The sequence below is a fragment of the Streptomyces sp. NPDC034085 genome (assembly GCF_055575555.1).
In genome coordinates this window covers 445,184-470,900 of the sequence record NZ_JBVISL010000004.1, presented here as the reverse complement: position 1 = coordinate 470,900, position 25,717 = coordinate 445,184, and the positions used below count along the sequence as shown (strand labels likewise).

Annotated in this window: 17 protein-coding genes; 14 read left to right on the top strand and 3 right to left on the bottom strand. The window is 76.4% G+C overall.

Annotation, left to right across the window (positions count from 1 at the left end; all coding sequences use genetic code 11):
• The first annotated feature begins 89 nt into the window (after nt 1-89).
• The 12 genes from ACZ501_RS16910 (at nt 90) to ACZ501_RS16855 (ending at nt 18,130) form a co-directional block, all read left to right on the top strand.
• Nucleotides 90-602, top strand: coding sequence for a MarR family winged helix-turn-helix transcriptional regulator (locus tag ACZ501_RS16910; protein WP_468796195.1), 513 nt, complete (start codon nt 90-92; stop codon nt 600-602).
• Nucleotides 603-744: 142 nt separating this feature from the next.
• Nucleotides 745-2,247 carry an MFS transporter gene (locus ACZ501_RS16905; RefSeq protein ID WP_361610304.1) on the top strand — a complete coding sequence of 501 codons (1,503 nt, stop codon included), beginning with the start codon at nt 745-747 and terminating at the stop codon, nt 2,245-2,247.
• A gap of 219 nt (nt 2,248-2,466) precedes the next feature.
• Nucleotides 2,467-3,327, top strand: coding sequence for a DUF4132 domain-containing protein (locus ACZ501_RS16900; RefSeq protein WP_361610575.1), 861 nt, complete (start codon nt 2,467-2,469; stop codon nt 3,325-3,327).
• Nucleotides 3,328-3,341: 14 nt separating this feature from the next.
• Nucleotides 3,342-8,279 carry a DNA-binding protein gene (locus ACZ501_RS16895; RefSeq protein ID WP_468796625.1) on the top strand — a complete coding sequence of 1,646 codons (4,938 nt, stop codon included), beginning with the start codon at nt 3,342-3,344 and terminating at the stop codon, nt 8,277-8,279.
• Between the two features lie 93 nt (nt 8,280-8,372).
• On the top strand, nt 8,373-9,527 hold the full coding sequence (locus tag ACZ501_RS16890; protein ID WP_468796193.1) for an ATP-binding protein: 1,155 nt from the start codon (nt 8,373-8,375) through the stop codon (nt 9,525-9,527).
• Nucleotides 9,524-13,126 carry a DUF5682 family protein gene (locus tag ACZ501_RS16885; protein ID WP_468796191.1) on the top strand — a complete coding sequence of 1,201 codons (3,603 nt, stop codon included), beginning with the start codon at nt 9,524-9,526 and terminating at the stop codon, nt 13,124-13,126. Before ACZ501_RS16890 ends, ACZ501_RS16885 begins: the two co-directional genes overlap by 4 nt.
• A complete protein-coding gene (locus ACZ501_RS16880) occupies nt 13,123-15,018 on the top strand; it encodes a hypothetical protein (protein WP_468796190.1) in 1,896 nt (631 codons plus the stop codon). Before ACZ501_RS16885 ends, ACZ501_RS16880 begins: the two co-directional genes overlap by 4 nt.
• 176 nt (nt 15,019-15,194) lie before the next feature.
• On the top strand, nt 15,195-15,920 hold the full coding sequence (locus ACZ501_RS16875; protein WP_362458367.1) for an HNH endonuclease family protein: 726 nt from the start codon (nt 15,195-15,197) through the stop codon (nt 15,918-15,920).
• Nucleotides 15,917-16,192 carry a hypothetical protein gene (locus tag ACZ501_RS16870; protein WP_468796188.1) on the top strand — a complete coding sequence of 92 codons (276 nt, stop codon included), beginning with the start codon at nt 15,917-15,919 and terminating at the stop codon, nt 16,190-16,192. Before ACZ501_RS16875 ends, ACZ501_RS16870 begins: the two co-directional genes overlap by 4 nt.
• An 85-nt stretch (nt 16,193-16,277) precedes the next feature.
• Complete coding sequence (locus tag ACZ501_RS16865; protein WP_361611682.1) at nt 16,278-16,484, top strand: DUF5302 domain-containing protein; 207 nt, start codon at nt 16,278-16,280, stop codon at nt 16,482-16,484.
• 119 nt (nt 16,485-16,603) lie between these two features.
• Nucleotides 16,604-17,014: a rodlin gene (locus ACZ501_RS16860; RefSeq protein ID WP_361611681.1), complete on the top strand. Its 411-nt coding sequence runs from the start codon at nt 16,604-16,606 to the stop codon at nt 17,012-17,014.
• 195 nt (nt 17,015-17,209) lie between these two features.
• Entirely contained in the window at nt 17,210-18,130 is a 921-nt protein-coding gene (locus ACZ501_RS16855; protein ID WP_468796186.1) for a glycoside hydrolase family 19 protein, read from the top strand.
• Nucleotides 18,131-18,148: 18 nt separating this feature from the next.
• Here the strand turns inward: ACZ501_RS16855 and ACZ501_RS16850 are convergent, their stop codons facing one another.
• The 3 genes from ACZ501_RS16850 to ACZ501_RS16840 all read right to left on the bottom strand — a co-directional run bounded on the left by ACZ501_RS16850 (nt 18,149) and on the right by ACZ501_RS16840 (nt 24,037).
• Nucleotides 18,149-20,905 carry a helix-turn-helix transcriptional regulator gene (locus ACZ501_RS16850; protein ID WP_468796184.1) on the bottom strand — a complete coding sequence of 919 codons (2,757 nt, stop codon included), beginning with the start codon at nt 20,903-20,905 and terminating at the stop codon, nt 18,149-18,151.
• Between the two features lie 236 nt (nt 20,906-21,141).
• Nucleotides 21,142-22,917, bottom strand: a complete 1,776-nt coding sequence (locus ACZ501_RS16845; RefSeq protein ID WP_468796622.1) for a S8 family peptidase — start codon at nt 22,915-22,917, stop codon at nt 21,142-21,144.
• Nucleotides 22,918-23,302: 385 nt separating this feature from the next.
• The gene (locus tag ACZ501_RS16840; protein ID WP_468796182.1) at nt 23,303-24,037 is read right to left on the bottom strand and encodes a DUF1838 family protein; all 735 of its coding nucleotides are present in this window, start codon (nt 24,035-24,037) and stop codon (nt 23,303-23,305) included.
• Nucleotides 24,038-24,302: 265 nt separating this feature from the next.
• Here ACZ501_RS16840 and ACZ501_RS16835 point away from each other — a divergent pair, with 265 nt between their 5' ends.
• Together ACZ501_RS16835 and ACZ501_RS16830 are read left to right on the top strand one after the other, a co-directional pair.
• Complete coding sequence (locus tag ACZ501_RS16835; RefSeq protein WP_361611079.1) at nt 24,303-24,905, top strand: sigma-70 family RNA polymerase sigma factor; 603 nt, start codon at nt 24,303-24,305, stop codon at nt 24,903-24,905.
• Nucleotides 24,902-25,633, top strand: a complete 732-nt coding sequence (locus ACZ501_RS16830) for a zf-HC2 domain-containing protein (RefSeq protein WP_468796180.1) — start codon at nt 24,902-24,904, stop codon at nt 25,631-25,633. The genes ACZ501_RS16835 and ACZ501_RS16830 overlap by 4 nt, the downstream gene beginning before the upstream one ends.
• Nucleotides 25,634-25,717: the final 84 nt, after the last annotated feature.

Sequence of the window (25,717 nt, the reverse complement as noted above, 5' to 3'; positions counted from 1 at the left end):
CGGTGGCCGACCCTCGACCACCACTAGAGCACACAATTAAATTGTGCACAACTCAATCGCCCGCAAGGTGGCTCCGATACACTGGACCCATGACCGAGCAGCCTGCCGACGCCTTCCGCGCACCCCTCCGCGACCAGGACTTCCTCCGCCTCGACGGGCAGATCTGCTTCGCGCTGGGCGCGGCGAACCGCGCCTTCGGGGGGCTCTACCGGGTCGTCCTGAAGGACCTGGGCCTGACCTACCCCCAGTACCTCGTGATGCTGGTGCTCTGGGAGCACGGGACGCTGCCGGTCAAGCAGCTCGGACAGCACCTGCGACTGGACTCGGGAACCCTCTCGCCGCTCCTCAAGCGCCTGGAGGCGGCCGGCCTGATCCGGCGCGAGCGCAGTGCCGAGGACGAGCGGTCCGTCCAGGCGGTGCTCACCGACGAGGGCGCGGCCCTGCGCGAGCGCGCGGTCGAGGTGCCGCGCCGGATCGCGAGGGCCACCGGGTTCGAGCTGGCCGAGATCCGCGAGCTCCAGCAGCGGCTGGGCCGCCTCACGGCCGCCCTGGACGCGGCCGTGGAGGCCGTGGACGCCGCCACCCCGCAGGACGCCCCCTAGGCACCACCCGGGCTCCACCGGAATCGTTGACATGGTCAACCTTTTACTTGACCACCTTAACTATTGCTGGCTACCTTCTTCAAAGTACTTGATGACATAAAACATCTGCTTCCTGAAGCACTTTAAGAAGGTCCTCCCCGTCATGAGCTCCGCCGCACCCGCCCCCGCCGAAGCCGGGACCAGGAACGAGACGGTCATCGTCTTCGCCCTGAGCCTGGCGGCCATGGTCGTGTCGATGATGCAGACCCTGCCCGTCCCGATCCTGGGCCTGATCCGCAACGACCTCGGCACCTCCACCGCCAACGTGAGCTGGGTGACCACCGCCACCCTCCTGTCGGCCGCCGTCTTCACCCCGCTGCTCGGCCGCTTCGGCGACCAGCACGGCAAGAAGCCCACCCTGGTGGCCGTCCTCGGCGTGATGGTGGCGGGCTCCGTCGTGGCCGCCCTCGCCACCTCCCTGCCGCTGCTGCTCCTGGGCCGCGTGCTCCAGGGCGCGGCCACCGCGATCTTCCCGCTGGCCCTGTCGGTGCTGCGCGAGGAGGTCCGGCCGCAGAAGCTGCCGGGCGCGATGGCGCTGGTCAGCGGCACGCTCGCCTTCGGCAGCGGCCTGGCGCTGGTCGCCACCGGTCTGCTGACCTCGGGTGAGGGCGCCGACTACCGCAACGCCTTCTGGATGGCGACCGGCTTCGCCGCCCTGGCCCTGCTGGCCGTGGTGTTCCTGGTCCCCGCGACCCGCCACAAGACCGGCGGACGCACCGACTTCCTCGGCGCGCTGACCCTCGGCATCGCCCTGCTGCTGCTCCTGCTGCCCATCTCCCAGGGCCACGAGTGGGGCTGGTCCTCCGCCCGCACCCTCGGCGCCTTCGCCGGCGCGGCCGTGATGACCGCCGTCTGGGTGCTCGTCGAGCGCAAGGTCGCCGAACCGCTCGTCGACATGAAGATGTTCGTCCACCGCCCGGTGCTCATGGCCAACCTGGCCGGCATCCTCGTCGGCTTCGGCATGTTCGCGAACTTCCTGGGCGTCTCCTACCTCGTCCAGATGCCCGAGAAGCTCACCGGCTACGGCTTCGACGCGTCCATCCTGCGCGCCTCCGTCCAGTTCCTGCTGCCCGGCGCGATCGTCTCGCTGCTGGCCTCCCCCGTCGGCGGTCAGCTGGTGCGCCACCGCGGCCCGCGCCTCGCGCTCTCCGTTGCCGCCGCCCTCGGCGCCGCCGGCTTCGGCTGGCTGGCACTGGACCACGGCCACACCCTCTCGGTGATCGGCGCGGGTCTGGTCGTCGGCGCGGCCGTCAGCTTCGGCTACGCCGCCATGCCCGCGGTGATCATGTCCAGCGTCCCGCACCACCAGAGCGGCATCGCCAACGGCATCAACTCCATCTCCCGCTCCACGGGCAGCGCGATCGGCAGCGCCATCGTCACCACGATCCTCGCCTCGCAGACGGTCGAGCACCTGCCCAAGGGCGTCCCGCCGCTGCCCGCCGAGTCCGGATTCACCCTCACCTTCTGGATCGGGGCCGCCGCCTTCGCCCTGGTCGCGCTGATCAGCTGGCTCGGCCTGCGCTCCGGCCACGGCCCGCGCGTGGTGCGGACGGCCACCCCGGCCCCCGCCCCGGCCAAGGTCGCGGACACCGCCGACGCGGTCTGACACCACCCCCGGCCCGCCCGCCCGCTGCCCCCGGTCCCCCGGACCGGGGGCAGCGGCGTGTCCGGCCGCCGACGGCACCCGGCGGCCCGGCCGCAACCCTCCCGGCGGCGTTGTCAGTGGGGCTCGCTAGTCTCCCCGCATACCGCAGCTCAGCAGGCGCTCGCGCCTCGATCCGGGCTGCGCAAGACCGTTTTCGGACAGGTGGAGGGGCGCGCACCGATGGGCTGGCTGGCGTTGGACGAGGGGTACGAGATCTCCCTCGTGGAGGGGCGGGTCGCCGTACGGCGGCCCGCGGGGCGGCAGTTGAAGGCGCTGCCGAAGGCGCTGCGCGACCATCCGGAGGTGGACCGGCTGCGCCGGCTCGCCGAGTGGCTCGGCCGGCACGAGGCGGCCTGCGTCGCCCAGGTCGACACCTGGATGGTGTCCTCGCTGCCGGTGCCGACCGAACTCCTCGCCCGGGTCTGGCCCGACGAGGCCTGGCAGGCCGCGCTGCGCGACCTGGCGGTCGTCCCCGACAGCGACCCCGACGAGGTGGGCTTCCTCCGCGACGCCACCACCACGGGCGAGTTGAAGGTCGTGACCCTCGACGGCGAGACCGTCCGGCTCTCGCCGCGCACGGTGACCCTGCCGCACCCGGTGCTGCTGCCCGACCTGGACGACGTACGGGAGTTCGCCGCCGAGCTGGACATCACCCAGCGGGTCGAGCAGATCCACCGGGCGACCTGGCACAAGCCCGCGGACCTGGAACCGGCCGCCACCGAGGTGCGGGACTACGCGGGCGGCGTGTTCCCCAGCCGGTTCAGTCTGGCGGCCCGCGCGACCTCCCTCGGTTACCGGGTCACCGGCGGCTACGCCACCTGCCGGGTGCGGGACTCGGGCCGGGCGGTGGAGGCGGCCGTGTGGATCGGCGAGCCCTACTGGGAGGACGAGTCGGCCACCGGATCGCTGAACTGGCACGACGGGGAGGGCCGGGCGGTACGGCTCGGCGAGGTCGGGCCGGTGGCCTGGTCCGAGGGCATGCGGATGGCCGCGGCGCTGTACGCCGGGCGGAAGATCGAAGAGGGCGGGGACGAGGCGTGAGCACCACCGACACCATGAGCACCGATGCCGGCGCGACCGACGACAGCGCCCGACTGCTGGCGGCGGGCGCGGTCCTGCCCGCCGGCACCACCGGGGCGGGCACCGCGGCCGTCCCCCTCACCGCGCGGGCCTACCGCCACCCGGCCCTGGGGGACGAGCGGGTCGTGGTCCGCCTCGCCGCGGCCGAGCTGGGCCCCGCCGAGGACCTCGCCGCCGGCTTCCTGGGCCTCGTACCGGACGGCGAGCCGCAGGTCGTCGGCCTCGGCCGGCGCCAGGCGCTCGGCTTCCCGGAGTGGGTGCTGGTGCACCACCCGCAGGACGGCCACCACGCCCTCGCCGTCGTCCCCGAACTGGACCGGCTGGCCCGGCAGGCCAAGACCAAGCCGAAGGCCGCCCTCGACGCCTGCCACGAGCTGGCCGACCGGCTCGCCGCCGCCGTCCCGCACTTCCTGCCCGTCTTCTACGAGCAGGCCGCGCGCGTCTTCCTCGCCGTCGACAACACCACGTACGCGGCGCAGCTGTTCGGCCGGGCCCGCACCAGCGAGGCCCGCTACGGCCTGGCCGTCGACGAGGACCGGCTGGACGCCGTCTTCCTGGAGTTCGCCCTGGCCGGCGCCCTGCCGGTGAAGGTGCTGACCGGCTACGGCAGGGAACTCGCCCAGCGCGTCTCCCCCGCCGAGGCCTTCGAGCGCTTCCGCCGCCTGTGCGTACGCCGCACCGCGGGCGGGCTCGCGCCGTCCGCGCAGGCCGCTGCGGAACTGCGCCGACTGGCCCGGGCGGCCGGGCTGACCGGAAACGGGCCCGAGCAGGAGTACCTCGCCGAGCTGCTGCCGCTGCCCGCCACCCTGCGGGCCGCGACCGGCTGGTGGAAGGCGCACCGCACGGCGCTCGTCGCCCTCGCCAAGCGCGTGCCCGCGATACGCGGAACCCTGCTCGGCATCATGCCCTCCGGCGGGGGCGGCGCCGGGGAACTGGCCGCCCTGTGGCTGGAGGTGCTGGAGGAGTCCGGCGCCACCGCCGGGCTCTTCGAGGACGGACTGCCCGCCGAGGAGCGCTGCCCCGACGGCGCCGCCGGCTGGCTGGAGCGCTTCCACGCCGCCCGCCACGCCGGCTGGGGCACCCCGCCGCCGCTGCCCGCGCTGCTCCCCCTCGTCACCCGCTGCGCCGCCCGGCTGCGCGCCGAACTCGCCCTGCCCGAACGGGAGGCGGGCCTGCGCCTGGCCCTCCAGGACGTGAACCTGCTCGACCTGCTGCTCTCGCTGGGCCTGCCCGTCGCCGACCCCGGTCCGGACGGCACGCTGGGCCTGGAGGAATGGTCCCGTTCGCCGGAGCGGCGCGACCTGCGGGCGCTGTGCGCCGACGAGCGGATGCGGCCGGTCTTCCTGCGCACCCTGCACCGCTTCAACACCCACATGTCCGACGGGCGCGGGGTCGTGCGGCACCTCGCCGAGGCTCCCGGCAGCAGCGCGCTGGTGGCCGAGTGGGTCCGCGAGGTGGCCGCCGCGTCCACCGCGGCGGCCCTGCCCGAACTGCCCGAGGCGCTGCGGCGGCTGACCTGGCTGCCGTCCTCGGCCCTGGCCCTCGCCCCCGAGGAGGTGTCCCGGGCCGCCTCCGTCGACCTGGGCGGGATCCTGGCCCGGACCCTGCGCGGCGGTCTGTTCGAGGAGCTGGTCTGGCCGGCCTGGGAGGAGGCCGTCACCGAGCTGGCGCCCGGCCGGGGCCGCGCACGGCTGACCGTGATGGACGCCTGGCCGTACGTCATCGTGGCCAACTCCACGCAGGTGCGGGTCATCGGCCCCGACTCCGCGGTGCTAGCCCACGACCTGCGGATCCCGCAGGGCGACCGGTACAGCCACGGCTTCCACTACACCGACGGCGACCTGCTCGTCTTCTGGGCCTCCCACGACGGCCCGGTCCAGGGCTACTGGCTGAGCGCCCCCGGCGACGTCCTCACCCTCGACTCCCCCTCCACCTACTGGTCGGTGCGCTCCGAGCACGTGACCCTGCCGCTGCCCGGCGGCGGACGGACCACCGGCGGCGCCGCGGTCCTGCACGCGGGCGACAGCCGGCTGCCGGCCGAGCGGGCGGTGATCTCCGACGGGACCTCCTACTGGGTGTGGGACCAGGACGGCAACCGGTGGGAGGACGCGGGCTGGGCGGAGTACGACCCCGCCTCCGGGGCCGTCGGGCGGCGCTCCCTGCCGGGCTTCCTCGCCGACGCCCTGCGCGACCGGCCGCACGGCAGCTTCCTGCCCGACCGGATCGGCCAGGACTGGCTGCGGCCGGCGCCCGCCGTCGAGGGCTCGGTGCTGGGCGCGCCTGTGGACGGGGTGCTCGGCTGGCGGGCGGTGCGCGTCCCGGGGCAGGGCTGGCACGGCTCCGACACCGCGGGGCGCTGCGTCACCGTGCCCGAGGGCGGCTCCATCCCGCGCGCCGCCGTCACCCTCCCCGGTGACGACCGGCCGCGGGCCGTCTCCCAGGACTGGCGGACCCTGTCCCTCGTCGACCCCGAGGGGGCCGTCACCTGCCGGGTCTCCGCCGACTACCACGGCGGCCTCTACTGGACCGGCCACGCCGAACTCCCGCAGCTCCCCTACTGGTACTGCCTGCGGCCGCGCGACCCCGAGGGCTCGGCGGCGCTGCGCGCGGTGGACGCGACGCAAGCCGGGGCGCTGCTGGCGGCCGCCGCCGAGGCGGACAAGCCCGCGGAGCTGCCCGCGCTGGTGAGCGCGGCCCTGCCCGCCGTGAGCGCGCCCGCGCTGATCGGCGGCGTGGCCGACGCCCTCCGGTCCGCACTGGCCCAGCGCAAGGCCCTCGCCAAGGTGGCGGCCGCGCTGGAGCCGGCGCCGGTGTCCGTGCGCGAGCCCGCCAAGGACCGGGGCCCGGCCGACTCGCTGCTCCACAGCGGCGTGGACGGGCTCACGGGCACCCCCGGCCACCGCTACTACGGCGGCGACGCCGACGGGACGTACCGCTTCCTGCGGTCCCTGGGCGCCGTCGCCGCGGACACCGCCGCGCAGGCGGTTCCCGGGCGGCTGCACGTCGACCTGCCCAAGGTGGCGCACTCGTCCTTGCCCTGGGCCGACCTCTTCCTGGACGCCCCGGCGGCCGTCGCCTACCGCGCGGTGGTCACCGGTGCGGCCGACGAGCAGCGGGCCGCGCTGTGCCGGCTGCTCGGCGAGGTGGACGCCCTCGGCCTGGCCTCGGCCGAAGGGTCCGCCGCGCGCTGGCGGCGGGTCCGCGTCCGGATCGACACCGCCCACCTGCTCGGGGCCGACGGCCGCGAGCGCGGCCGGGGCGGACGGCACCGCGCGGTCATGCCGCTCGGCGGCGGCGCGGTTCTCGGCCTGAACGAGCAGACCCTGGAGTTCCCCCGGGGCCGCGAGTTCGACGCCCTGCTGCACGACCCGGCCGGCGCCTTCACCGTGCCCGCCCCCTACACCGCGGCAGGTACGGCAGGCCTCGTCGGCGACCGGGAGCGCCCGGCCGGCTGGCTGTCCGCCTTCCTGAAGGAGGCCGCCGCCCGCGGCCCGGCGCCCTGGTTCCCGGAGGCCGCCGAGGAGTTCGGCCGCCTCACCGGGGTCTCGGCCGCCATGGCCCGGCTGGTCCTCGCGGGCCTGCCGCACCTGGACTCGTACGAGCGCGCGTTCCTGCCCGACGCGCTGCGCGCGACCCTCGGCGTCAAGGCTGCGGACGCCGCGAACGCCCGCGACGACCTGAAGGAGCTGGCCCCGGACGTCCGGCGCGCCCTGGTCGCGGCGCTGCTGCCCGCCGACCCGGCGCTGCTGTGGACGGACGGCCCGGACGCGGCCGCCGCCGCGCGGGTGTGGAACGAGCGCGTGGGTCGCCGTACCCCCGTGCCCGAGTGGCTGCTCGCCGACGCCAACAAGGAGGTGCGCGGCGGCTGGGCGCCGCACCAGGCGCTGCCCGCGCTGCTGGACGCGGCGGCGTCCCCGGTGCTGTCGTGCGATGTCGCGTGGAAGGTCGAGGGGGACCACGTGGAACCCCGCACTCCGGTCACCCGGCCCTTCGACACGAACGTGCTGACGGGGGCCACCGCCCTGACGGCCTGGCTCGCCCACCGGCTGCCCGCCGGGCACCCCCTGCGGGCCTGCCTGCCGCCCGCGCTCACCGCGCTGCGCCAGCGCCTCGCCGCGCCGGAACTCCTGCTGGGGGTCGGGCACTACGTCCACCTCGCCGACTTCCGCAAGGCGGCGGGCACTCCCACCGAGACCGGCGAGGGGTACGAACGGTACGGCGCGGTGGTGCTGGCCACGCACGACGGGCAGCCCCGGCCGGCGCTGCGCCCCGCGCTGCTGGACTCGACCGGATCCGACCCGTACCTGCCGCTGCTGCGCGACGCCGGCCAGCAGCCCTCCGCCGCCGAGACGGCACTGCGCCTCGCCCACGACCCGGGCTTCGCCGCGCTGCTCGCCGATCCGGGGGCGCCGGTCGCGGGCGCCGCCGACAAGGACGGCACCTGGTGGCCGCAGGACCCGTCCCGCAGCGTCCCGGAGCTGGTGGCGGAGGTGTCCGGGGCGTACGGGCTGGGCGCGGACGCCGCCGCACTGTACCTGGCGCTGCTGGCGATGCCCGACCCCACCGACCGCAACACGGCCCGCTGGACGGGCTGGAAGCCGGCCCGGACGAAGTCCGCCCGCGCCGAGCTGGCCGCCACGGACCTGGTGGTCCAGGCGAGCCGTACCCGCGCCGGGCGCTCGCTGTTCCTGCCCGGCGGCTGGACGGAGCCCGGCTCGCCGGTCCTGCCGGTGGAGACGTGGAAGCTGCCGCTGTACGCCCTGGCGGCCGGCGGGCATCCGCCGCTGGGCGTGCTGGTACCCGCCGAGCCGGCCGCGGAGCTCTACCGCCGGGCGTGGGCTCGGGTCCGCGCGGGCGACGCACCCCGCTTCGAGGAGCTGAAGGTGAAGCGCGCGGCCGGCCGCCGGCGCTGAGCTACCCCGGGGCGCGGCGTGCCGCCGCGCCCCGGCCGCCGGCCCCCTTTCTGCCTTTCCCCGACGTTCCATGACCGGAGGACCCGAATCCCGATGACCGTTACCGAACCGTCCGCGCCCGCCCGGCAGGCCCTGCCCGCCGAGGAGCGGTACGCCGCCGAACTGGCCTTCCTCGCCGCCCAGGACACCGGCCCCCGCCCGCCCGGCTGGGCGCTGACCCCCCGCGCGGTGGTGACCTTCGTGTGCGGCAGCGACGGCGGGGAACTGGCCCTGCCCAAGCGCCGCGCCGGACTGCCGGCCAAGCTGGTGATCGCCCCGAAGTTCGTCGGCGAACGCGCCCTGGTGGAGCGGTGCGTGGTGACACTCGCCGGGGAGCGCGGGCTGCTCCTCACCGGTGAGCCGGGCACCGCCAAGTCGATGCTGTCCGAGCTGTTGTCGGCCGCCGTGTCCGGTACGAGCGAGCTGACCGTGCAGGGCACCGCCGGCACCACCGAGGACGCCTTCCGCTACGGGTGGAACTACGCGCTGCTGCTGGCCCAGGGCCCCACCCCGCAGGCCCTGGTCGACTCCCCCGTGCTCCGCGCGATGCGGACGGGACGGGTGGCGCGGGTCGAGGAGATCACCCGCTGCCTGCCGGAGGTCCAGGACGCGCTCGTGTCGATCCTGTCCGACCGGCGGGTCAGCGTGCCGGAGCTGACCGCCACCGAGGACGCGGTGGTGTCCGCGGCGCCCGGTTTCACCGTCATCGCCACCGCCAACCTGCGCGACCGGGGCGTCTCGGAGATGTCCGCCGCGCTCAAGCGGCGCTTCAACTTCGAGACCGTCGGCCCGATCGCGGACCCGGACGCGGAGAGCGCCCTGATCCGGCGGCAGGCCGTCGCCGCCGTGGAGCGCGCCGGAGCGGCCTTCGGGGTGGACGACTCCGTCCTCGACGCGCTCGTCACCGTCTTCCGGGACCTGCGCTCGGGGCGCAGCGCCGAGGGCTGGGACGTGGAGCGGCCGGGTACGGTCATGTCCACCGCCGAGGCCGTGCAGGTGGCGACCTCGCTGGGGGTGGCGGCCGCGTACCTGCCGGGCGGTGACGTGCTGGACCTGCTGCCGGGGCACCTGCTGGGCGTCGTGCGCAAGGACGACCCGGCCGACCACGGGCGGCTGCTGGGCTACTGGGACGGCCCGGTCCGCCGCCGCGCCGAGGACGGCTCGGCGATGTGGCGCCGCCTCTGGGACCTGCGCGGGAGCCTGCGTTGACGCTCTCCGCCGAGCCCCGGGCGGCGGTGGAGGAGCTGGCCGCCTGCCGCGCCCCGTACCTGCTGGGGGTACGCCACCACAGTCCCGCGCTGGCCGCGGTGGTCCCGGCGCTGCTGGACGCGGCGGACCCCGAGGTCGTCTGCGTGGAGCTGCCGGCCGACTTCCGGCCGTGGCTGGCGCACCTGGCCGACCCGGAGACCGTCGCGCCGGTCGCGCTGGCGGGCCTGGGACGGGACGGGCGCCTCGCCTTCTACCCCTTCGCGGACTTCTCCCCGGAGCTGGCGGCGCTCCGCTGGGCCCGGCGGCGGGGTGTCGAGGTCGTCTGCTGCGACCTGCCGCTGTCCGACCCGGGCTGGTCGGCGGACGGGGGTGCGGCCGCACCCCCCGCCGCGGCCGGGCAGCGGTCCTACGCCGGAGCGCTCGCGGCCTCGGGGACCGGGCGCGAGGGCGACGACCTGTGGGACCGGGCCGTGGAGGTCCTGGCCCCGGGCTGCTCCCCCGAGGCCGTGCGCCGCGCCGCGCTGGGCGTCGGCTGGGCGCTGCGGGCGGACGCCGGCGCCGTTGCGGCGGTGGACCTGGCGCGGGAGTCCCACATGCGGGGCGTGCTCGCCCGGTTCGCCGGCCGCCGGGTCGCCGCCGTGATCGGCGCGTTCCACGCCCCGGCGCTGCTCGCGGAAGGCGGCGGGGACGGGGAGGCCTCCGCCGCCGCGCCGGAACCCGGCGGGGCTGCCGGCTCGGCTTCCGGCGGGGCCGAGCCGAGCGGGGCTTCCGGCGGGGCGGAGTCCGGCGGGGCTTCCGGCGGGGCGGACGCTCCGGTGGTGACCTCGTTCGTGGCGTACGCGCACGACCTGCTCGACTCCCGCTCCGGCTACCCCGCCGGCATCCGCGACCCCCTGTGGCAGCAGGCCGTGTTCGAAGCGGGCGGGGACCCCGCCCGGCTGCGTGAGGCGGCGGCGGGCGCCCTCACCCGGCTGTGCCGGGAGCTGCGCCGCGCCGGGCACACGGCCGGCACCGGGGAGGCCGCCGAGACGCTGCGGCTGGCCTGTGACCTGGCGGTGCTGCGCGGGCTGCCCGCGCCCGGCCGGGGCGAGCTGCTGGAGGCCGTCACGACGGTGCTCGGGCAGGGCGAACCCCTGGGCCGGGGCCGGGCGCTGGCCCGCGCCCTCGAGGCCGTGTTCGTCGGCACGGGCCGCGGCCGCACCACCCCGCACGCCCCGCGTTCGGGGCTCGGACCCTCCGTGGAGGCGGAGCTGGCCGCGCTGCGGCTTCCCTGCCCCGCGGATCCGGAGCCCCGCGAGGTGCGCCTGGACCCGCTGCGCTCGGAGCTCGACGGGCGCCGGGAGGTCCTGCTGCGCCGGCTGCTGGTCTGCGGGGCCTCCTACGGGGAGCCCCTGGCCGTGGCCGCCACCGGCGACGGCACCGCCCTGGGCAGCAGGTGGCGGCTGTCCTGGACCCCCTCGGTCCCGGCCCGCCTCGACCTGGCCGGGGTCCGCGGCGTGAGCGCCGCCCAGGCGGCCGCGGGCACGCTGCGCGACACCGCGCGCCGCCAGGCGGCCGAAGGCGGCCCGACGGCGGCGCAGGTGCTGGCCGGGCTGGAGGCCGCCGCGCGGTGCGACCTGCCCGAACTGGTCGGCGTACGGCTGGAGGAGATGGCGGCCGTACTGCCGGACACCGCCACCGTGCCGGAACTCCTGGAGGCGGCCGACCTGCTGGAGGGGCTGCGCCGCGGCCACCTGCCCGGCGCGCCGGACGGTGCGCGGGCCACCGCCGGGGAGCTCGTCGGCGACCTGCTGGACGCCGCGCTGCGGTCGCTGCCCGGTCTCGCCGGCAGCGACGACCCCGCCGACGCGGAAGCCCTGGTGGCCCTCGCCGACCGGGCCGCAGCCCGCCGACTGGGGCTGCGCATGGACGCCGCACTGGCCGAACTCGCCTCGGCGGGCAGCCCCTTGATGCGGGGCGCGGCCCTGGCCGTACGGGTGCTGCTCGATCTGGATCCGGCGGCCGGGCTCGGCTCCCGCGCCGCCGCCTGGGTGGACGGCGCGGCCACCGCCGACGGGCGGCGGGCCCTGTCCCGCCGGCTCACCGGGCTGCTCACCGCCGCCGGGCCGCTGCTGGGCGCCTCCCCGGCCGCCCTCACCCCGCTGCTGGACCGGGTGGACTCCCTGTCCGACGCGGCGTTCCTGGAGCGGCTTCCCGCACTGCGCGCCGGGTTCGAGGTGCTGAGCCCGGCCGCGCGGGAGCGGCTGCTGGACACCGTCACCGAGCGGCTCGGCGACCGGGTCGACCTCTCGCTCGACGCGCCGCCCGCGCTGCTCGCCCTGTGGGCCGCCGCCGACGCGGCCGGGCTCGACGCGCTCAAGGCGCTGGCGCTGCCCGGGAGTTCGCCGGATGCCGCCGCCGACCCGGGCGGCGCCGACCCGCGCGCCGGCGCCGCGGTCCCCGCCGCCGCGCAGCCGGCCCGGCCCGGGCCGCCGGAGCAGCCCCGGCTGGCGCCCGCCGACCGGTGGCGGCTGCTGCTCGGCCGCCGGCGCGACCGGCTCCCCGCCGGGGCACAGCCCTACGCCCGCGCGCTGGACGAGCTGTACGGCGCGGGGCGCGGGGAGGGCTCCGCGGACGTGGGCCGCCCCGGTTCCGGCGGCGGGGACGAGGCCTCCTTCCCGACGGCCCGGGAGTGGTCGGCGGAGCTGGAGTCCCTGTTCGGCGCCGACGTGCGCGAGGAGGTCCTCGCCGACGCGGCCGGCGCGGGCCGCACCGACGTGCTGGCCCAGCTCGACCCGGGCTCGGTGCGCCCGTCCGTGGAGCTGCTGACCTCGGTGCTCTCGCTGGCCGGCGGCATGTCCGAGGCGCACCTGGCCCGGCTGCGCCCGCTGGTGCGGCGGCTCGTCGACGAGCTGGCCAAGGAGCTGGCCACGCGGCTGCGCCCGGCCCTGTCGGGTCTGGCGACCCCGCGCCCGACCCGCCGGCCGGGCGGCCCGCTCGACCTGGCGCGCACCCTGCGGGCCAACCTGGCGCACACCCGGCGCCTGGACGACGGCCGGGTGGTGGTGGTCCCGGAGCGGCCGGTGTTCCGCACGCGGGCGTCGCAAGAGGCGGATTGGCGGCTCGTCCTGGTGGTGGACGTCTCCGGCTCGATGGAGGCGTCCGTCGTCTGGTCGGCCCTGACGGCGGCGGTGCTGGGCGGGGTCCCGACCCTGTCCACGCACTTCCTCGCCTTCTCCACCCAGGTCGTGGACCTGAGCGGCCGCGTCGACGACCCCCTCTCCCTGCTGCTGGAGGTGCGGGTCGGCGGCGGTACGCACATCGCCGCAGGCCTCGCGCACGCCCGGACGCTGATCACGGTGCCGAGCCGCACCCTGGTCGTCGTGGTCAGCGACTTCGAGGAGGGCGCCCCGGTCGGCGGTCTGCTCGCCGAGGTCCGCGCCCTGGCCGCGTCCGGCGCCCATCTGCTGGGCTGCGCCGCGCTCGACGACTCGGGAGCGCCCCGCTACTCGGTCCCGGTCGCGCGGCAACTCGTCGCGGCCGGGATGCCGGTGGCCGCGCTCAGCCCTCTCGCCCTCGCCCGCTGGGTGGGCGACCGACTCCGTGGGGAGCCCCGATGACCAGTCCGCTGTTGCCGCCCGTCACCGCCGAGGTGGTCGCGGACGCGGTGGAGAACCTGAGCGCCCGGCTGCGCAAGAAGCTGGACGCCGCCATCGAGGACTGCCGGGGCGGTGCGGACGCCGGGACCGGGACGGACGGCAGCATCACCGTCCGGTTCGGTGAGGACGCGGTGGTCACCCTGCGGCCGGGACCGTCGGGGGCGGTCACCCGGGCCGACCAGGCCGTCTGCTGCTGCCTGCTGGCACCGCGCTGCCTGCACCGGGCGGCGGTACTGGGGGCCGCGCCCCTGGCCGGGGAGGAGCCCGGGGCGGAACACGGGGCGGAACCCGGAGCCGGTGCCGGGGCCGGAGCTGGGGACGAGCCCGGGGCCGGTGCTGGGTCGCAGGCCGGGGCCGGTGCCGGGTCGCAGGCCCGGCACGCCGCCGCGGCCCGGGCCGGCGCGGAGGCCGGGGCCCCCGCCGGATCCGCCGCCGGCGGTACGCAGCCACCGCCGACCGCGGCCCAGGTGCGGGCCGGGGCGGCGCTGTGGGCGGTGGCGGCCGAGGCGCTCGCCGCGGGAGTCGTCGCCGCCGGCGCGGTGGCCCAGGCCGAGGTGCTGCGGGCCGCGCACACCGCGCGCCTCGCCGGCCTGCCGCACGCCGAAGCCGCCGCACTGCGGGTGGTGCGGGGCCTGCGGGCCGCGCGGGAGCGCCGCGCCGCCCAGCGGCTCACCGACCTGGCCGCCGCCTTCGCGGAACTGCTGCGCACCGCCGCGCTGCTGGCGTCCGGCACGGGCGGCCCCGGGCTGACCGGGGGCGGGCGGCGCGCGTACGGGGCGGGCGGCAGCCTGCTCGTGCACGGCCTGTGCCGGGAGCCCGTGCTGACCGCCACCGGCTACGGGGGCGTCGTCACCCACCTGCTGGGCGCGGACGGCGCCCGGTACTCGCTCTCGGACGTCCGTCCCGGCGGCCTCGCCCGGGCCCGGGGCGCCGGGTCGGCCTCCGTGGCCCTCGGTGGAGCCGCCCTCGACCACGCCGGGCTGGCGCGCGCGGGGCTGCGCATCGCCGGGGCGACGGTCTCCGCCGACGGGCGCCTCGGCGCCGGGCGCGGGGTACGGGCGGTGCCGGCGCCCGGGGTGTCCTGGGAGGAGGAGCCGGCGGCGGCGCTCTTCGCCCGCCCGGCGGCCGACGCCGTACGGGAGCTGTTGGCGGGGGAGGCCGGAACGGGCCTGCTGGGCTGCGACGTCCAGGTGGCCGGCGCGGCCGGCGAGCACCTCCTGGTGCGGGAGCTGCGCCCGGACGCGCCGCTGCTGCGGCTGCGCCCGGCGCATCCGCACCCGGAGCTGGCGCACACCGCCAACCTGCGCCGCCTGGCGGGGTGTCCCGGCCTGGTGCTGCGCGTCCTCGGCCGTCCCGACCCGGACCGGGCGGCCACCCTGAGCCCGCTCGCGGTGGGGCCGGTGCCCGGGGCCGCGTACACGCTGCGGCTGCCGCCGCAGTGGCGGGGCCGGGCGGACCTGGGCTACGACCGGCTCCAGGGCGGCCACTTCCCGGACGGCGGGGCCCCCGCAGCCGTGGCCCCCGCCGAGCCGGGGCCGGACCCGCTGGCCGCTTCGCCGCTGTGGCGGGTGCGCCGGCTGCTGGAGACGGGGGTGGCAGGCGGGCGCCGGGCGGTGGCGGAGTCGGCCCGCGGGCCGGAGCCGCTGACGGCGTCGGGTCCGCTGCGCCGGGCGGGCTTCGGGGCGGCGGCCGACCTGGCCGACGCGCTCGTCGCCGAGGCCGACCGCCGCTCCCGGGACGCCTTCGGCCGCCTCACCGAGGCCTCGTCGGACGGCTACGCCCGGGCCTGGCTGGCGGCGTCCACGCACCTCGAGGCGGCCCAGCGCTCCCTGGTGGCCGCCTCCTGGAGCTGACGCCCCGTCCCCTGACGGGTGGGCCGGCCGGCGAACGGGGGCTGCAACGCACCCGGTTGCCGGGCCGGCTCCGGGGTACGAGCGAGCGAGAAGGTAGGCCCGGTGCGTTGATGCTTGTCCGGTTATGGGTAGTGTGCCCGGGTCAGTTCGCGGAGCGTCTCGTCCGGGGTGGGGTCATGGATCGTCACACAGGTGTACGCGGCGCGGCGGTGGCCGCCGCGCTGCTGCTCGGGCTGAGCGGCTGCGGGGGCCCGGGCGTCCCCGGGGACGGGAAACCGGCGGGGAGGCCCGCGAGCTCCGGCCCCTCCGCGACGGGTTCCGCGGACGCGAAGCCCGCCTCCGGCGACGTACTGCCGGGCATGGTCAGCGCCGCCGTCGCCCGTACCCAGCTCGCGGCGCTCACGACCGGCACGCCGGGCACGATGGCCGGCTACAGCCGCGACCGGTTCACCCACTGGGCCGAGCAGGGCGGCCGGTGCGACACCCGGGAGACGGTGCTCAAGCGCGACGGGAAGGACGTCACCCAGGACTCCGAGTGCCGCGCCCGGTCGGGCTCCTGGAAGAGCCTGTACGACGGGGCCGTGGTCGACGAGCCCGCCGCACTGGACATCGACCACATGGTTCCGCTGGCCGAGGCCTGGCGGTCCGGCGCCTCGGGCTGGGACGCCGCCCGGCGCAAGGCCTTCGCGAACGACCTGACGCGGCCGCAGCTGCTGGCGGTCTCGGCGGCGTCGAACCGCTCCAAGGGCGACCAGAGCCCCGACCTGTGGCAGCCCCCGGACAAGTCGAGCTGGTGCCAGTACGGGCGGGCCTGGACCACCGTCAAGTCCCATTACCGTCTGACCGTCACCGAAGCGGAGAGGGCCATGCTCACCACCATGATCGACACCTGCGCCTCATGACCGCCCCCCGCCAGTGGCAGGACGAGGTCCTCGCGGGTCCCGGCGGCGCCATGACCGACGAGGTCGGCGTCATCACGGGGCCGCTCACCCTGCGCACCACCGCGGGACCGGGCGGCCGGGTCCGCTTCGAGGTCCAGTACACGGACGCGGACGAGTGGTACACGCTGACCGGAAGCCCCGTCAGCCACGGCGATCCAGCGGCCCTCCACACGGCCGCCCTGAACGCCATCCGCGCCGGCGGCGGCGCCGAGGCGCCGGCCGGAGCCGCCTGACGGTCCGCCCGCCGCCGCCCAACTGGATGGCCCGGCGGCGGTCCGGCTGACACACTGGCGACCCGATCACTCCAGGAGGCACCAGATGGCCGACACACCGCAGACCCCCCGTGACGACGTCCCGCAGGAGGAGTCCCCCGCCGAGGAGGCCAAGCGCAAGTTCCGCGAGGCGCTGGAGCGCAACGCCTCGCACGCCCAGTCCCAGCAGGCCCACCAGAGCCGGGCGAAGGTGCAGGGCTCCAGCAGTGGGCCGGGCGGCAAGAACAAGAAGGTCCGGCGCAAGACCGGCTGACCTGGGGATCCCGAGGAAACGTTGGGCCGCATGGGTGACCTGCGATAACCCCTGGGGCCAGGGGCAGTTGATCAGGTCGTTCCGCCGGGGACAGCACATGCGACAGAAGGATCCTCACGATGCTCAAGAAGTTCATGGCCACCGCCGCGGTCACCGCCTCCGTCCTCGGGGCTGGCGCCCTTGCAGCCTCCCCGGCGATGGCGGTCGGCAACGACAACGGCGTCAACACGGTCAACGGCAACAACGCCACGCAGATCTACGGCAACCAGGAGACGGAGGGCGCGATGAGCCCGCAGCTCTCCGCGGTCCAGGGTTCGCTGAACAAGCTCTGCATCGGCCTGCCGGCCAAGGTCAACGTCCAGTCCGTCCTGGCCCTCGTCAACGTCGGCGTCCAGGACATCCCGATCGCCTCCAACCCGCAGAACCAGCAGTGCGCCGAGAACTCCACCCAGGGCAAGGGTGACGAGACCCTCTCGCACATCGCCGAGAACATCCCGGTCCTGTCGGGCAACCTCTCGGCCGGCAGCTGATCCAGCGGCCCCGGAGCGGCGTGACGGCCTCGCCCGTCACGCCGCTCCGGCATGTTCCGGCCGGTTCCACCCCGCATCCGACACGTAAAGGCTTTGGTCTGGACCTTGACAGGTCCAGACCAATTCGGTTCAGTGGCGGTAGTCGTCGCACCCCACACGCCGCGCGACAAGTCCCCCCACTCCAGGAGCAGTTACGTGATACGTACGCTACGCCGCCGTGCCCTCTCCCTCGCCGTGGCCGCCGCCGCGACCCTGGGCCTGGCCGTCGCCCTGCCCGCCTCCCCCGCCGCCGCGGCCCCCGCCTGCGCCGCGGCCTGGAGTTCCTCCGCCGTCTACACGGGCGGCAACAGCGCCTCGTACGGCGGCCACAACTGGCAGGCCAAGTGGTGGACCCAGGGCGAAACGCCCGGCACCACCGGCCAGTGGGGCGTCTGGTCGGACCAGGGCGCCTGCGGCGGCGGGGGCCAGGATCCCGACCCGGGCACCGGCGATCCGTCCGGCTTCGTGGTCAGCGAGGCCCAGTTCAACCAGATGTTCCCGAACCGGAACCCCTTCTACACCTACAACGGCCTGGTCGCGTCGCTCTCCGCCTACCCGGCCTTCGCCCACACCGGCGACGACACCGTCAAGCGGCGCGAGGCGGCGGCCTTCCTGGCGAACGTCTCCCACGAGACGGGCGGACTCGTCCACATCGTGGAGCAGAACACCGCCAACTACCCGCACTACTGCGACGCCTCGCAGCCCTACGGCTGTCCGGCCGGCCAGGCCGCGTACTACGGTCGCGGCCCGATCCAGCTGAGCTGGAACTTCAACTACAAGGCGGCCGGCGACGCCCTCGGCATCAACCTGCTCGCCAACCCCTACCTGGTGGAGCGGGACCCGGCCGTCGCGATGAAGACGGCGCTCTGGTACTGGAACACCCAGAACGGCCCCGGCACGATGACCGCCCACGCGGCCATGGTCAACGGCGCGGGCTTCGGCGAGACGATCCGCTCCATCAACGGCGCCCTGGAGTGCAACGGCGGGAACCCGGCGCAGGTGCAGAGCCGGGTGAACGCCTACCAGAGCTTCACCCGGCTGCTCGGGGTCACCCCCGGCGACAACCTGGGCTGCTGACGGCGGGCAGGGACCGGCTCACCGGCCGCGCAGGGCCGTGGCCAGCTGGGCGCGGGAGCGGACGTCGAGCTTCTGGTAGATCCGGGTGAGCCGGGCCTCCACCGTCTTGACGCTGAGGAAGAGCTTCGCCGCCGCCTCCTGGTTGCTGGCTCCCCCGCCGACGAGGAGGGCGAGCCGCGTCTCCGCCTCGGTGAGGGAGGCCACGCCGGGGTGCGGGCCGCTGGTCTCGGGCGTGCTCTCCCGGGCCAGCTCCAGCCAGGGCGCCGCCCCGGCCGCCTCGAACAGCCCGGCCGCGGCCCGCAGGGCGGCCCGGGCGGGGGCCCGGCGGCGGCGCCGGCGTTCCACCCGGGCCAGCGCGAGCAGCGTACGGCCCTGTTCGAGGGGCAGTCCGAGGGCGCCGAACCGCTCGGCGGTCGTCTCCAGCAGGGCGACGGCGGGCTCCGGCTCGCCCTGCGCTGACAGGCACAGCCCCCGCGCCCGGTCCAGGGCCGCGAGCACGGTGGTCCGTTCCAGGGCGCGGGCGACGGGGGTGACGCGGTCCAGCAGGGCCGCGGCCTCCGCGGGCGCGTCGGCGGCGACCAGTGCCTCGGCGAGCTCCCCGTGCCAGCGCAGGACCGAGGGGTCCACCACCTGCTGGGCCTCCTCCAGGGCGGCGACCCGGCGCAGGGTGGCCACCGCCTTCGCGGCCTCGCCGGTGGCCAGTTCGACGGTGCCGAGTGCGAACAGCCCCCGGGAGAGGAAGACCTGGTCGCCCTCCTCCTCGGAGGCCCTGATGCCCCGGCGGGCGTAGCCGGCGGCGCGGGTGAAGCTGCCGCCCGCCGCTTCGGCGGTGGCGGCCACGTACCAGGCGGGGCCGGGTGAGAGGCCGGCTTCGATGGTGAGTTCCAGGGCGCGGCGGGCGTGGGCGGTGCCCCGGGCGCAGTGGCCCCGGCGCAGTTCGGTCTCGGTGAGGCTGCGCAGCACCTCGAAGACGTCCTCGGCGGAGCCGGTGCGCTGGACGGCGGGCAGCAGGACGAGGAGCTGCCGGCGGGCGTCGGCGAGCCGGTCGTCGAAGAGGGCGTGGCGGACGGCGAGGTACTGGGGGGCGTTGCGCATGCCGAGGGGGACCTCGGGGGCGGGCAGGGCGAGGGCCTGGGCCAGGATCTCCTCGGCGTCGGGGTCGCCGAGGATGCGGCCCATCCGGGCGCGGACCGTCAGGGCCATGGCTTCGGCGACCTGGTCCCCTCCGGCCTTGGCGAGGGTTCCGGCCTGGGCCGCGGCGTCGCGCGAGCGGACGGGGTCGCCGTCGCCGATGTTGTGCTTCCAGGCGATCCGGAGCTGGACGGCGGCCTGCAGGGCGGGGTCCCCGGCGGCGTCGGCCACGGCGTGGGCGATGGTCTCGTCGAGGTCGGCCAGGGCCTGCCCGGCGGCGTCGATCACCGCGAGGCGGGCCCGTACCCGCTGGGCGGGCGAGGCGTCGCGGGCGAGCACGGCGCGGGTGGCGCGGCGGGCGAGGTCGGCGCGGCCGGCCCAGCCCGCGTCCTCGGCGGCGGCCACGAGCCGGGCCAGCTCCTCCTGCGCGAGGCGGGCGGGGGTGCGTTCGGCGGCGAGCAGCCCGAGCTCGGCGGCGAGCGCCCGCTGGCCCCGGCGGCGGCATGCGTCGGCGGCCCGGGTGATCTCGGCGGCGAGGTCCGCGTCGGGGGTGTCGACGGCGAGGGCGCGGTGGCGCACGGCCTGGACGGGGTCGTCCACGGCGGCGGCGAGCGCGGCGTGCCCGGCGGCCCGCTCGGGCCAGCCGGCGTCGGCGGCCAGGGCGGCCGGCAGGGCGCCGGCGGTGAAGGCGACGGCGCCGTCCTCGCCGACGGTGACCAGCGCGGCCCGTTCGGCCTCCGCGAGTTCCGCCTCGGCGTCGGGGCGTCCGGCGCGGCGCAGCAGGGCGGTGGTGGGGCGGGCGGCGAGGGCGGCGAGCAGCAGGGTCGGGCGGGTCCTGCCGGGGGCGGCGGCGAGGAGCCGGCGGGCGACCTCGCGGGCCTGGCCGGTCAGGGGCAGGGAGTCGGCGTGGTGGGCGCCGCCCTGGCAGGCGGCGGCTTCGGCGAGGGAGTGGCCGAGGGCCAGGGCGAGTCGCGGGTTGCCGCCGCTGGCCTGGTGGATGCGGCCGGCGAGGCGGGCGGGCAGGCCGTGGCGCAGCAGCAGCTCGGCGACCTCGTCGGCGCCGAGGGCGGGGACGCGGACGACGGGGGTGCCGGGGCCGCAGAGGGGTTCGGCGACGGGGGCGCCGCCCTGGACGCATTCGGCGGCGAGGACCCGTACGCGCGGCGGCGTCAGGCGCAGGGCGAAGCGGAGCAGGTCGGTGCTCTCGGGGTCGAGCCACTGGGCGTTGTCGAGGACGAGCAGGACCGGCCCGGGGACGGCGAGGGTGCGGAGCACCTCCACGACGGCCAGGCGCAGGGCGACGTGGTCGCGGCCGGCGCGGGGGGCGTCGGCCTCGCGGCGGAGCAGGGCGATGGCGGTGCGCTGGGGTCCGGCGAGGCGGTCGAGCGTGGCGCGGGGGACGGAGGCGAGGAGGGCGGCGGCCGCGGCTTCGGGTATGTCCCGGTCGGCGGCTTCGGGGGCGAGCCGCAGGACGGTTTCGTGCCGTCGGGCGGCGGCGCCCGCGACGGCGCTGGCCACCTCGGTCTTTCCCGAGCCGGCGGGTCCCGTGAGGACGGCGCGGCCGTGCGTGGTCAGCGCTCGGTCGACCGCCTCGATGAGTGCACCGTGTCCGACGTTGGTGTCAGCGTTCGCCGTCGCCGCCACGCACAGCCACCCGCCTTTCGCGCCCCTGTTCTGTGCCCTTCCTGTGAGACGCGACAATACGAGGTCAGCCCCCCGGCGGACCCGGATTGTGACGCAGAATTCAGTCAGGTGGCAGGAAAGCGCCGCGGGTCTGCCGGTACGGGAGGTACTGGCAGACCCGCGCACTGGGTTGGTCCGTACCATCGGTCCGTCAGGACGGAGTTGGGGGGCTCCGCCGGGACCGGTGCGGACCCGGGTCAGAAGCCGAGGCTCCAGGAGTCGATCTTGCCGGTGTCGCCGCCCGCGTTGTCGTTCACGCGCAGCTTCCAGGTGCCGTTGGCGACCTCGGAGGAGGCGTCGACGGTGTAGGTCTGGTTGATGTTGTCGGTGCTGCCGCCGGCGCGGTTGTGCAGGGTGTAGACGGTGCCGTCGGGGGCGACCAGGTCGACCTTCAGGTCACCGATGTAGGTGTGCGCGATGTTCACGCCCACCTTGAGCGCGGCCGGGGCGTTGCCGGTGACACCGGTGACGGCGATCGGGCTCTCGACCGTGGTGTTGTCGCCGATGGCGAAGTCCGCGGTGTTCTCGAACGACGGGGTGGCGGGCGTCGAGGTCACGGCGTTGACGGTCGCGGCCGCGTCGGCGAGGCCGGAGCCGCAGCCGCCGGTGCAGGTGCCGGCCAGCGGGCGGGCGTTGGCCTTGATGGCCGACTCGATCTGCGCCGGGGTGAGCGAGGGCTTGGCGCCGACGAGGAGGGCGGCGAGGCCCGCGACGTGCGGGGCGGCCATGCTGGTGCCCTGGTACGGCTTGTAGATCTCGGCGCCGGGGGTGGTGGTGCCACCGTTGAGCGTGGAGAGGATGCCGTTCTCGGGGGTGGTGACGGTGCCGGGCGTGTCGGTGGCGCGGCGGGTCTCACCGCCCGGGGCGGCGACGTCGATGATCGCGCCGTAGTTCGAGTAGAACGAGCGGTCGCCGGTGCGGTTGCTCGCGGCCACGTTGATCACGTTGTTGCAGCTGGCGGGCGAGAAGCCGGCCGCGTCGGCGTTGCTGTTGCCGGCGGCCACGACGACGGTGGTGCCGCGGGCGACGGCCGCGTTGATGGCGTTCTGGTAGGTGGCGGTGCAGGCGCCGGAGCCGCCGAGGCTCATGTTGATGACCTTGGCGGGCGTGGCGTTCGCCGGGACGCCCGCGACGGTGCCGCCGGAGGCCCAGGTGATGGCGTCGACGATGTCCGAGGTCGCGCCGCCGCACTTGCCGAGCACGCGGACGGGCTGGATCTTGGCGTTGTACGCGATGCCCGCGACACCCTTGGCGTTGTTCGTCGCGGCGGCGATGGTGCCGGCGACGTGGGTGCCGTGCCAGGAGGAGTCGCTGGCCTTGGAGCCGGTGCCGCACTCGCCGGCCGCGCTCCAGTCGCCCTGGTCGGCCGGGTTGTTGTCGCGGCCGTTGCCGTCGCGGGCGGCGGTGGAGCTGCTGATGAAGTCGTAGCCGGCGACGACGTTGGCGGCCACGTCGGAGTGGGCCACGTAGCCGGTGTCGATCACGGCGACGGTGACGCCGGAACCGGTGGTCTTGTCCCAGGCGGCGGGCACGTTCATGCCGGCGGTGGGCTCGAAGAGGTCCCACTGCTTGGCGTACTCGGTGTCGTTCGGGGTGGCCATCGCGTAGGCGCGGGAGTCCGGCTCGACGTAGGCGACGTCCGGGTCGGCGCGGAACTGGGCCATCACGGCGGCGGCGTCGGCCGGGGCGGTCGCACCGCCGAGGTTGACGAGTGCGGCTCCGGTGCCCAGACGGCGGTCGAACTTCGCCTTCTTGCCGGCCTTCTTGCCCTTGGCGGTGGCGTCGGCGGCGGCCGCGTCGTTGGAACCGGCCTCCGAGGCGGAGGACTTGTAGCCGACGATCAGGTTCTCGACCGGGGCGGCGGCGGGGGTGGCGGGGGCCGCGGCGGCCGGGAGGGTGGAGGCGGCCGGGTCGTTCGCGGGGGTCACGGCCACCGCGGCGGTGGCGGAGCCGGCGAGCAGGGTGACGGACATGGCCACGACGGATATGAGCCGGCGTCTGGGTGCGTGCACGTTGTTCCCCTTTACGGGCCGGATCCGGGCAGGCCGGAGCGGCCGGTCGGTGCAGTGTGGGAGGTGGAACCGGCGGAAGCGGGGCCCGGGCGGGCTGGTCGCACCCGCCCCGGCCACCGCCGCGCGCCGCGTTGTCCGGCCGCGACGGCGGGGCAGGGCAACGGCGTACCCGGCGATCAGCGCGTCCGCGGTCGCTTCACACCATGTGGGGTTGGTGCGGGGCCGCCCGGGGCGCGGAAGATCGCCGGTGGGCAGACAGTAGGCAACGCGGGGGTGAACCCGATACGGGGAAAACCCTTGTCCGGACCCTGGGGGGTCCCTGCCCTCCCCCGCCGGTCACCGCCGGTCAGCGGGGGTTGAGCCGGCGGAAGTAGGTCCAGCTGGTCTCGTTGGGCTCGGCCCACTTCTCCGGCGCGCGGGCGAACTGCGGCTCGTGGGCGGCGATGTACGCGCGGGTGCGTTCGGGCACCTCGGCGTAGGAGGCGAGCTTCACGCCCCGGCAGTGGAAGGTGAGGCCGCCGGGGCGCTGCCCCTGTTCCATCCAGGGCAGCCAGGGGGACATCCGGGTCCACGACATGGTCGCGGGGACGCTCGGGGCGTCACCGGCGAGGGCCGCCGCGGGCGTGAAGAACTGGAAGAGCTCCAGCGCCCGGTAGGTGTCGTCGGCGGAGTTGAGCGGGTAGTCGGCGACCGGCAGCGGGGAGGGGTAGGCGAGCGGGATCTCCAGGCTGAAGCACACCTGGTCGCCCAGTTCGGTGCGCGGCACGGGGAAGGGCCGCAAGCGCTGGTTGGCCGGATCGTTCCAGACGTGCACCACGGGCTTGCCGTGCCAGGTGTCGAGGATGTCCCGGGTGGCGGGGTCGAGGTAGAAGGCGGCCTCCCGGGAGAGCAGCCGGTAGCCGCCGTCCTCCTCGTCCCGCTCCAGCCGGGCGGTGTTGAGGCCCTCGAAGCCGAAGAGGCGGCGGTAGGGCTCGCCGGGGGCCCAGGAGTGGACGTCGCCGGTCCACCAGAAGACGGTCTCCTCGCCGTCGAGGGAGGCACGGGTCCGGGCGAAGGAGTGCAGGAGCTCTTCCGGTGTCATACGGAGAACTCTCGCGGGCGGCCCCCGGCCGGACAAGCACGGGACGGGCCAACCTCGGCCGCGCGCCGGGCTACGCCGGGCGGCCGGCCGGGGCGCGCGGGTGTTCCTGGACGTGATGGCGGACGCCAGGGGGGCGAGCCCGTCGCCTGCCTCGACGGGGGCCGCACCTGCCGGATGCGAGTGACGCGGGTCACATGAACCGGCCGGCCCTTCGGGGCCGTGTTCCGAGCGCACGACGCGACACGAGGCGGACGGAGAGGGTGAGATGCCCGGACCACTGTGGCCCCGTACTCGGCGGGGCTCTACCGACGAGGCGCTGATCAGGGCGGTGTACGAGGAGCACGGCAACGCCCTGCTCGCCTACGCCACCCGCCTGACCGGGGACCGCGCCGCCGCCGAGGACGTCGTCCAGGAGACGCTGATCCGGGCCTGGCGGCATTCCGAGGTCCTGGTCAACGGCAAGGGCTCGGTGCGCGGCTGGCTGCTCACGGTCACCCGGAACATCATCACGGACCGGTACCGGGCCAGGGCCGCCCGCCCGCCGGAGGTCTCCGGGTCGGCGGCCGCTCCCCCCGTGGAGGGGGACCACGCCGACGCCGTGGTGGACGCCATGACGGTACTCGGCGCCCTGGACCGGCTGTCGCCGGAACACCGGGACGTCCTGACCGAGTTGTACTACCGCCAGCACAGCGTCGCCGAGGCCGCCGACCGGCTGGGCATCCCGGCGGGGACGGTCAAGTCGCGCTCGCACTACGCGCTCAAGGCCCTGCGCGAGGTGTTCGGGGACGCCGCCGGGGACGGTGCGCGGAGGAGAGGAACCGGCCGGCCGCCCCAGCAGCCCGGCGGACTGCGGGAGGTGGTGGCGTGAACCGGCAGCGGCACGAGGAGGAACCGGAACTGCTCGGCGCGTACGTGCTCGGCGTCCTGGACGAGGAGGAGGTACGGCGCGTCGGGGAGCACCTCGGCGACTGCGTGCGGTGCCGGGAGGAGGTGGGCGCGTTGCGCGAGATGGAGAGGGTGCTGGGCGAGGTGCCCGAGGAGGCCTTCCTCGACGGGCCCCCGCCGGGCGGGGACCTGCTGCTCCAGCGGACCCTGCGGCAGGTGCGCGGGGAGCGGGCGTCGGCCGCGCGGTGGCGGGCCGGCGTGGTGGGGCTGGCCGCGGCCGCCTCGCTGGCGGCGGTGTTCTGGGCCGGTGCCCGGGTGGGCGCGGACCCGGGGAGCGCCGGGGCGCTGCCCCCGCCTGCGCCGCCGACCGTGTCGGCGGCGCCTTCCCCGCCGGTGGCGGGCACCCGGGTGGCCTCCGCCGCGGATGCGGGGACGGGCGCGCGGATGACCGTACAGCTGACGCCGGCGGCCGGGTGGGTGCGGCTGCGCGCGGCGGTGACGGGGGTGCCCGCGGGCGAGCGGTGCCGGCTGGTGGTGGTCTCCCGGGACGGTACGCGCTCCACGGCGGGCGGCTGGGTCGTGGGCGCGGCGGAGCACGGCGAGGGCAAGGCCGCGGCCCTGGACGGATCCGCGGCCGTGGACCCGTCGGACGTCAGGGAGGTCCTGGTGGTGAACGAGACGGGCCGGACCTTCGTGTCCGTGCCGGTCTAGGCCGTCTCTTCCGGATCTTGCCGGTTAAGCCCGCGTCGTCCGGTGCCGTGCATCGCAAGGCGGAGAGGCTCCCGATTACTGGAC

Bases quoted from the DNA above. Each gene is read 5' to 3' on its own strand.
- ACZ501_RS16910 (WP_468796195.1), top strand. From the start codon at position 90: ATGACCGAGCAGCCTGCCGACGCCTTCCGCGCACCCCTCCGCGACCAG.
- ACZ501_RS16905 (WP_361610304.1), top strand. From the start codon at position 745: ATGAGCTCCGCCGCACCCGCCCCCGCCGAAGCCGGGACCAGGAACGAG.
- ACZ501_RS16900 (WP_361610575.1), top strand. From the start codon at position 2,467: ATGGGCTGGCTGGCGTTGGACGAGGGGTACGAGATCTCCCTCGTGGAG.
- ACZ501_RS16895 (WP_468796625.1), top strand. From the start codon at position 3,342: ATGAGCACCGATGCCGGCGCGACCGACGACAGCGCCCGACTGCTGGCG.
- ACZ501_RS16890 (WP_468796193.1), top strand. From the start codon at position 8,373: ATGACCGTTACCGAACCGTCCGCGCCCGCCCGGCAGGCCCTGCCCGCC.
- ACZ501_RS16880 (WP_468796190.1), top strand. From the start codon at position 13,123: ATGACCAGTCCGCTGTTGCCGCCCGTCACCGCCGAGGTGGTCGCGGAC.
- ACZ501_RS16875 (WP_362458367.1), top strand. From the start codon at position 15,195: ATGGATCGTCACACAGGTGTACGCGGCGCGGCGGTGGCCGCCGCGCTG.
- ACZ501_RS16870 (WP_468796188.1), top strand. From the start codon at position 15,917: ATGACCGCCCCCCGCCAGTGGCAGGACGAGGTCCTCGCGGGTCCCGGC.
- ACZ501_RS16865 (WP_361611682.1), top strand. From the start codon at position 16,278: ATGGCCGACACACCGCAGACCCCCCGTGACGACGTCCCGCAGGAGGAG.
- ACZ501_RS16860 (WP_361611681.1), top strand. From the start codon at position 16,604: ATGCTCAAGAAGTTCATGGCCACCGCCGCGGTCACCGCCTCCGTCCTC.
- ACZ501_RS16845 (WP_468796622.1), bottom strand. From the start codon at position 22,917: ATGTCCGTCACCCTGCTCGCCGGCTCCGCCACCGCCGCGGTGGCCGTG.
- ACZ501_RS16840 (WP_468796182.1), bottom strand. From the start codon at position 24,037: ATGACACCGGAAGAGCTCCTGCACTCCTTCGCCCGGACCCGTGCCTCC.
- ACZ501_RS16835 (WP_361611079.1), top strand. From the start codon at position 24,303: ATGCCCGGACCACTGTGGCCCCGTACTCGGCGGGGCTCTACCGACGAG.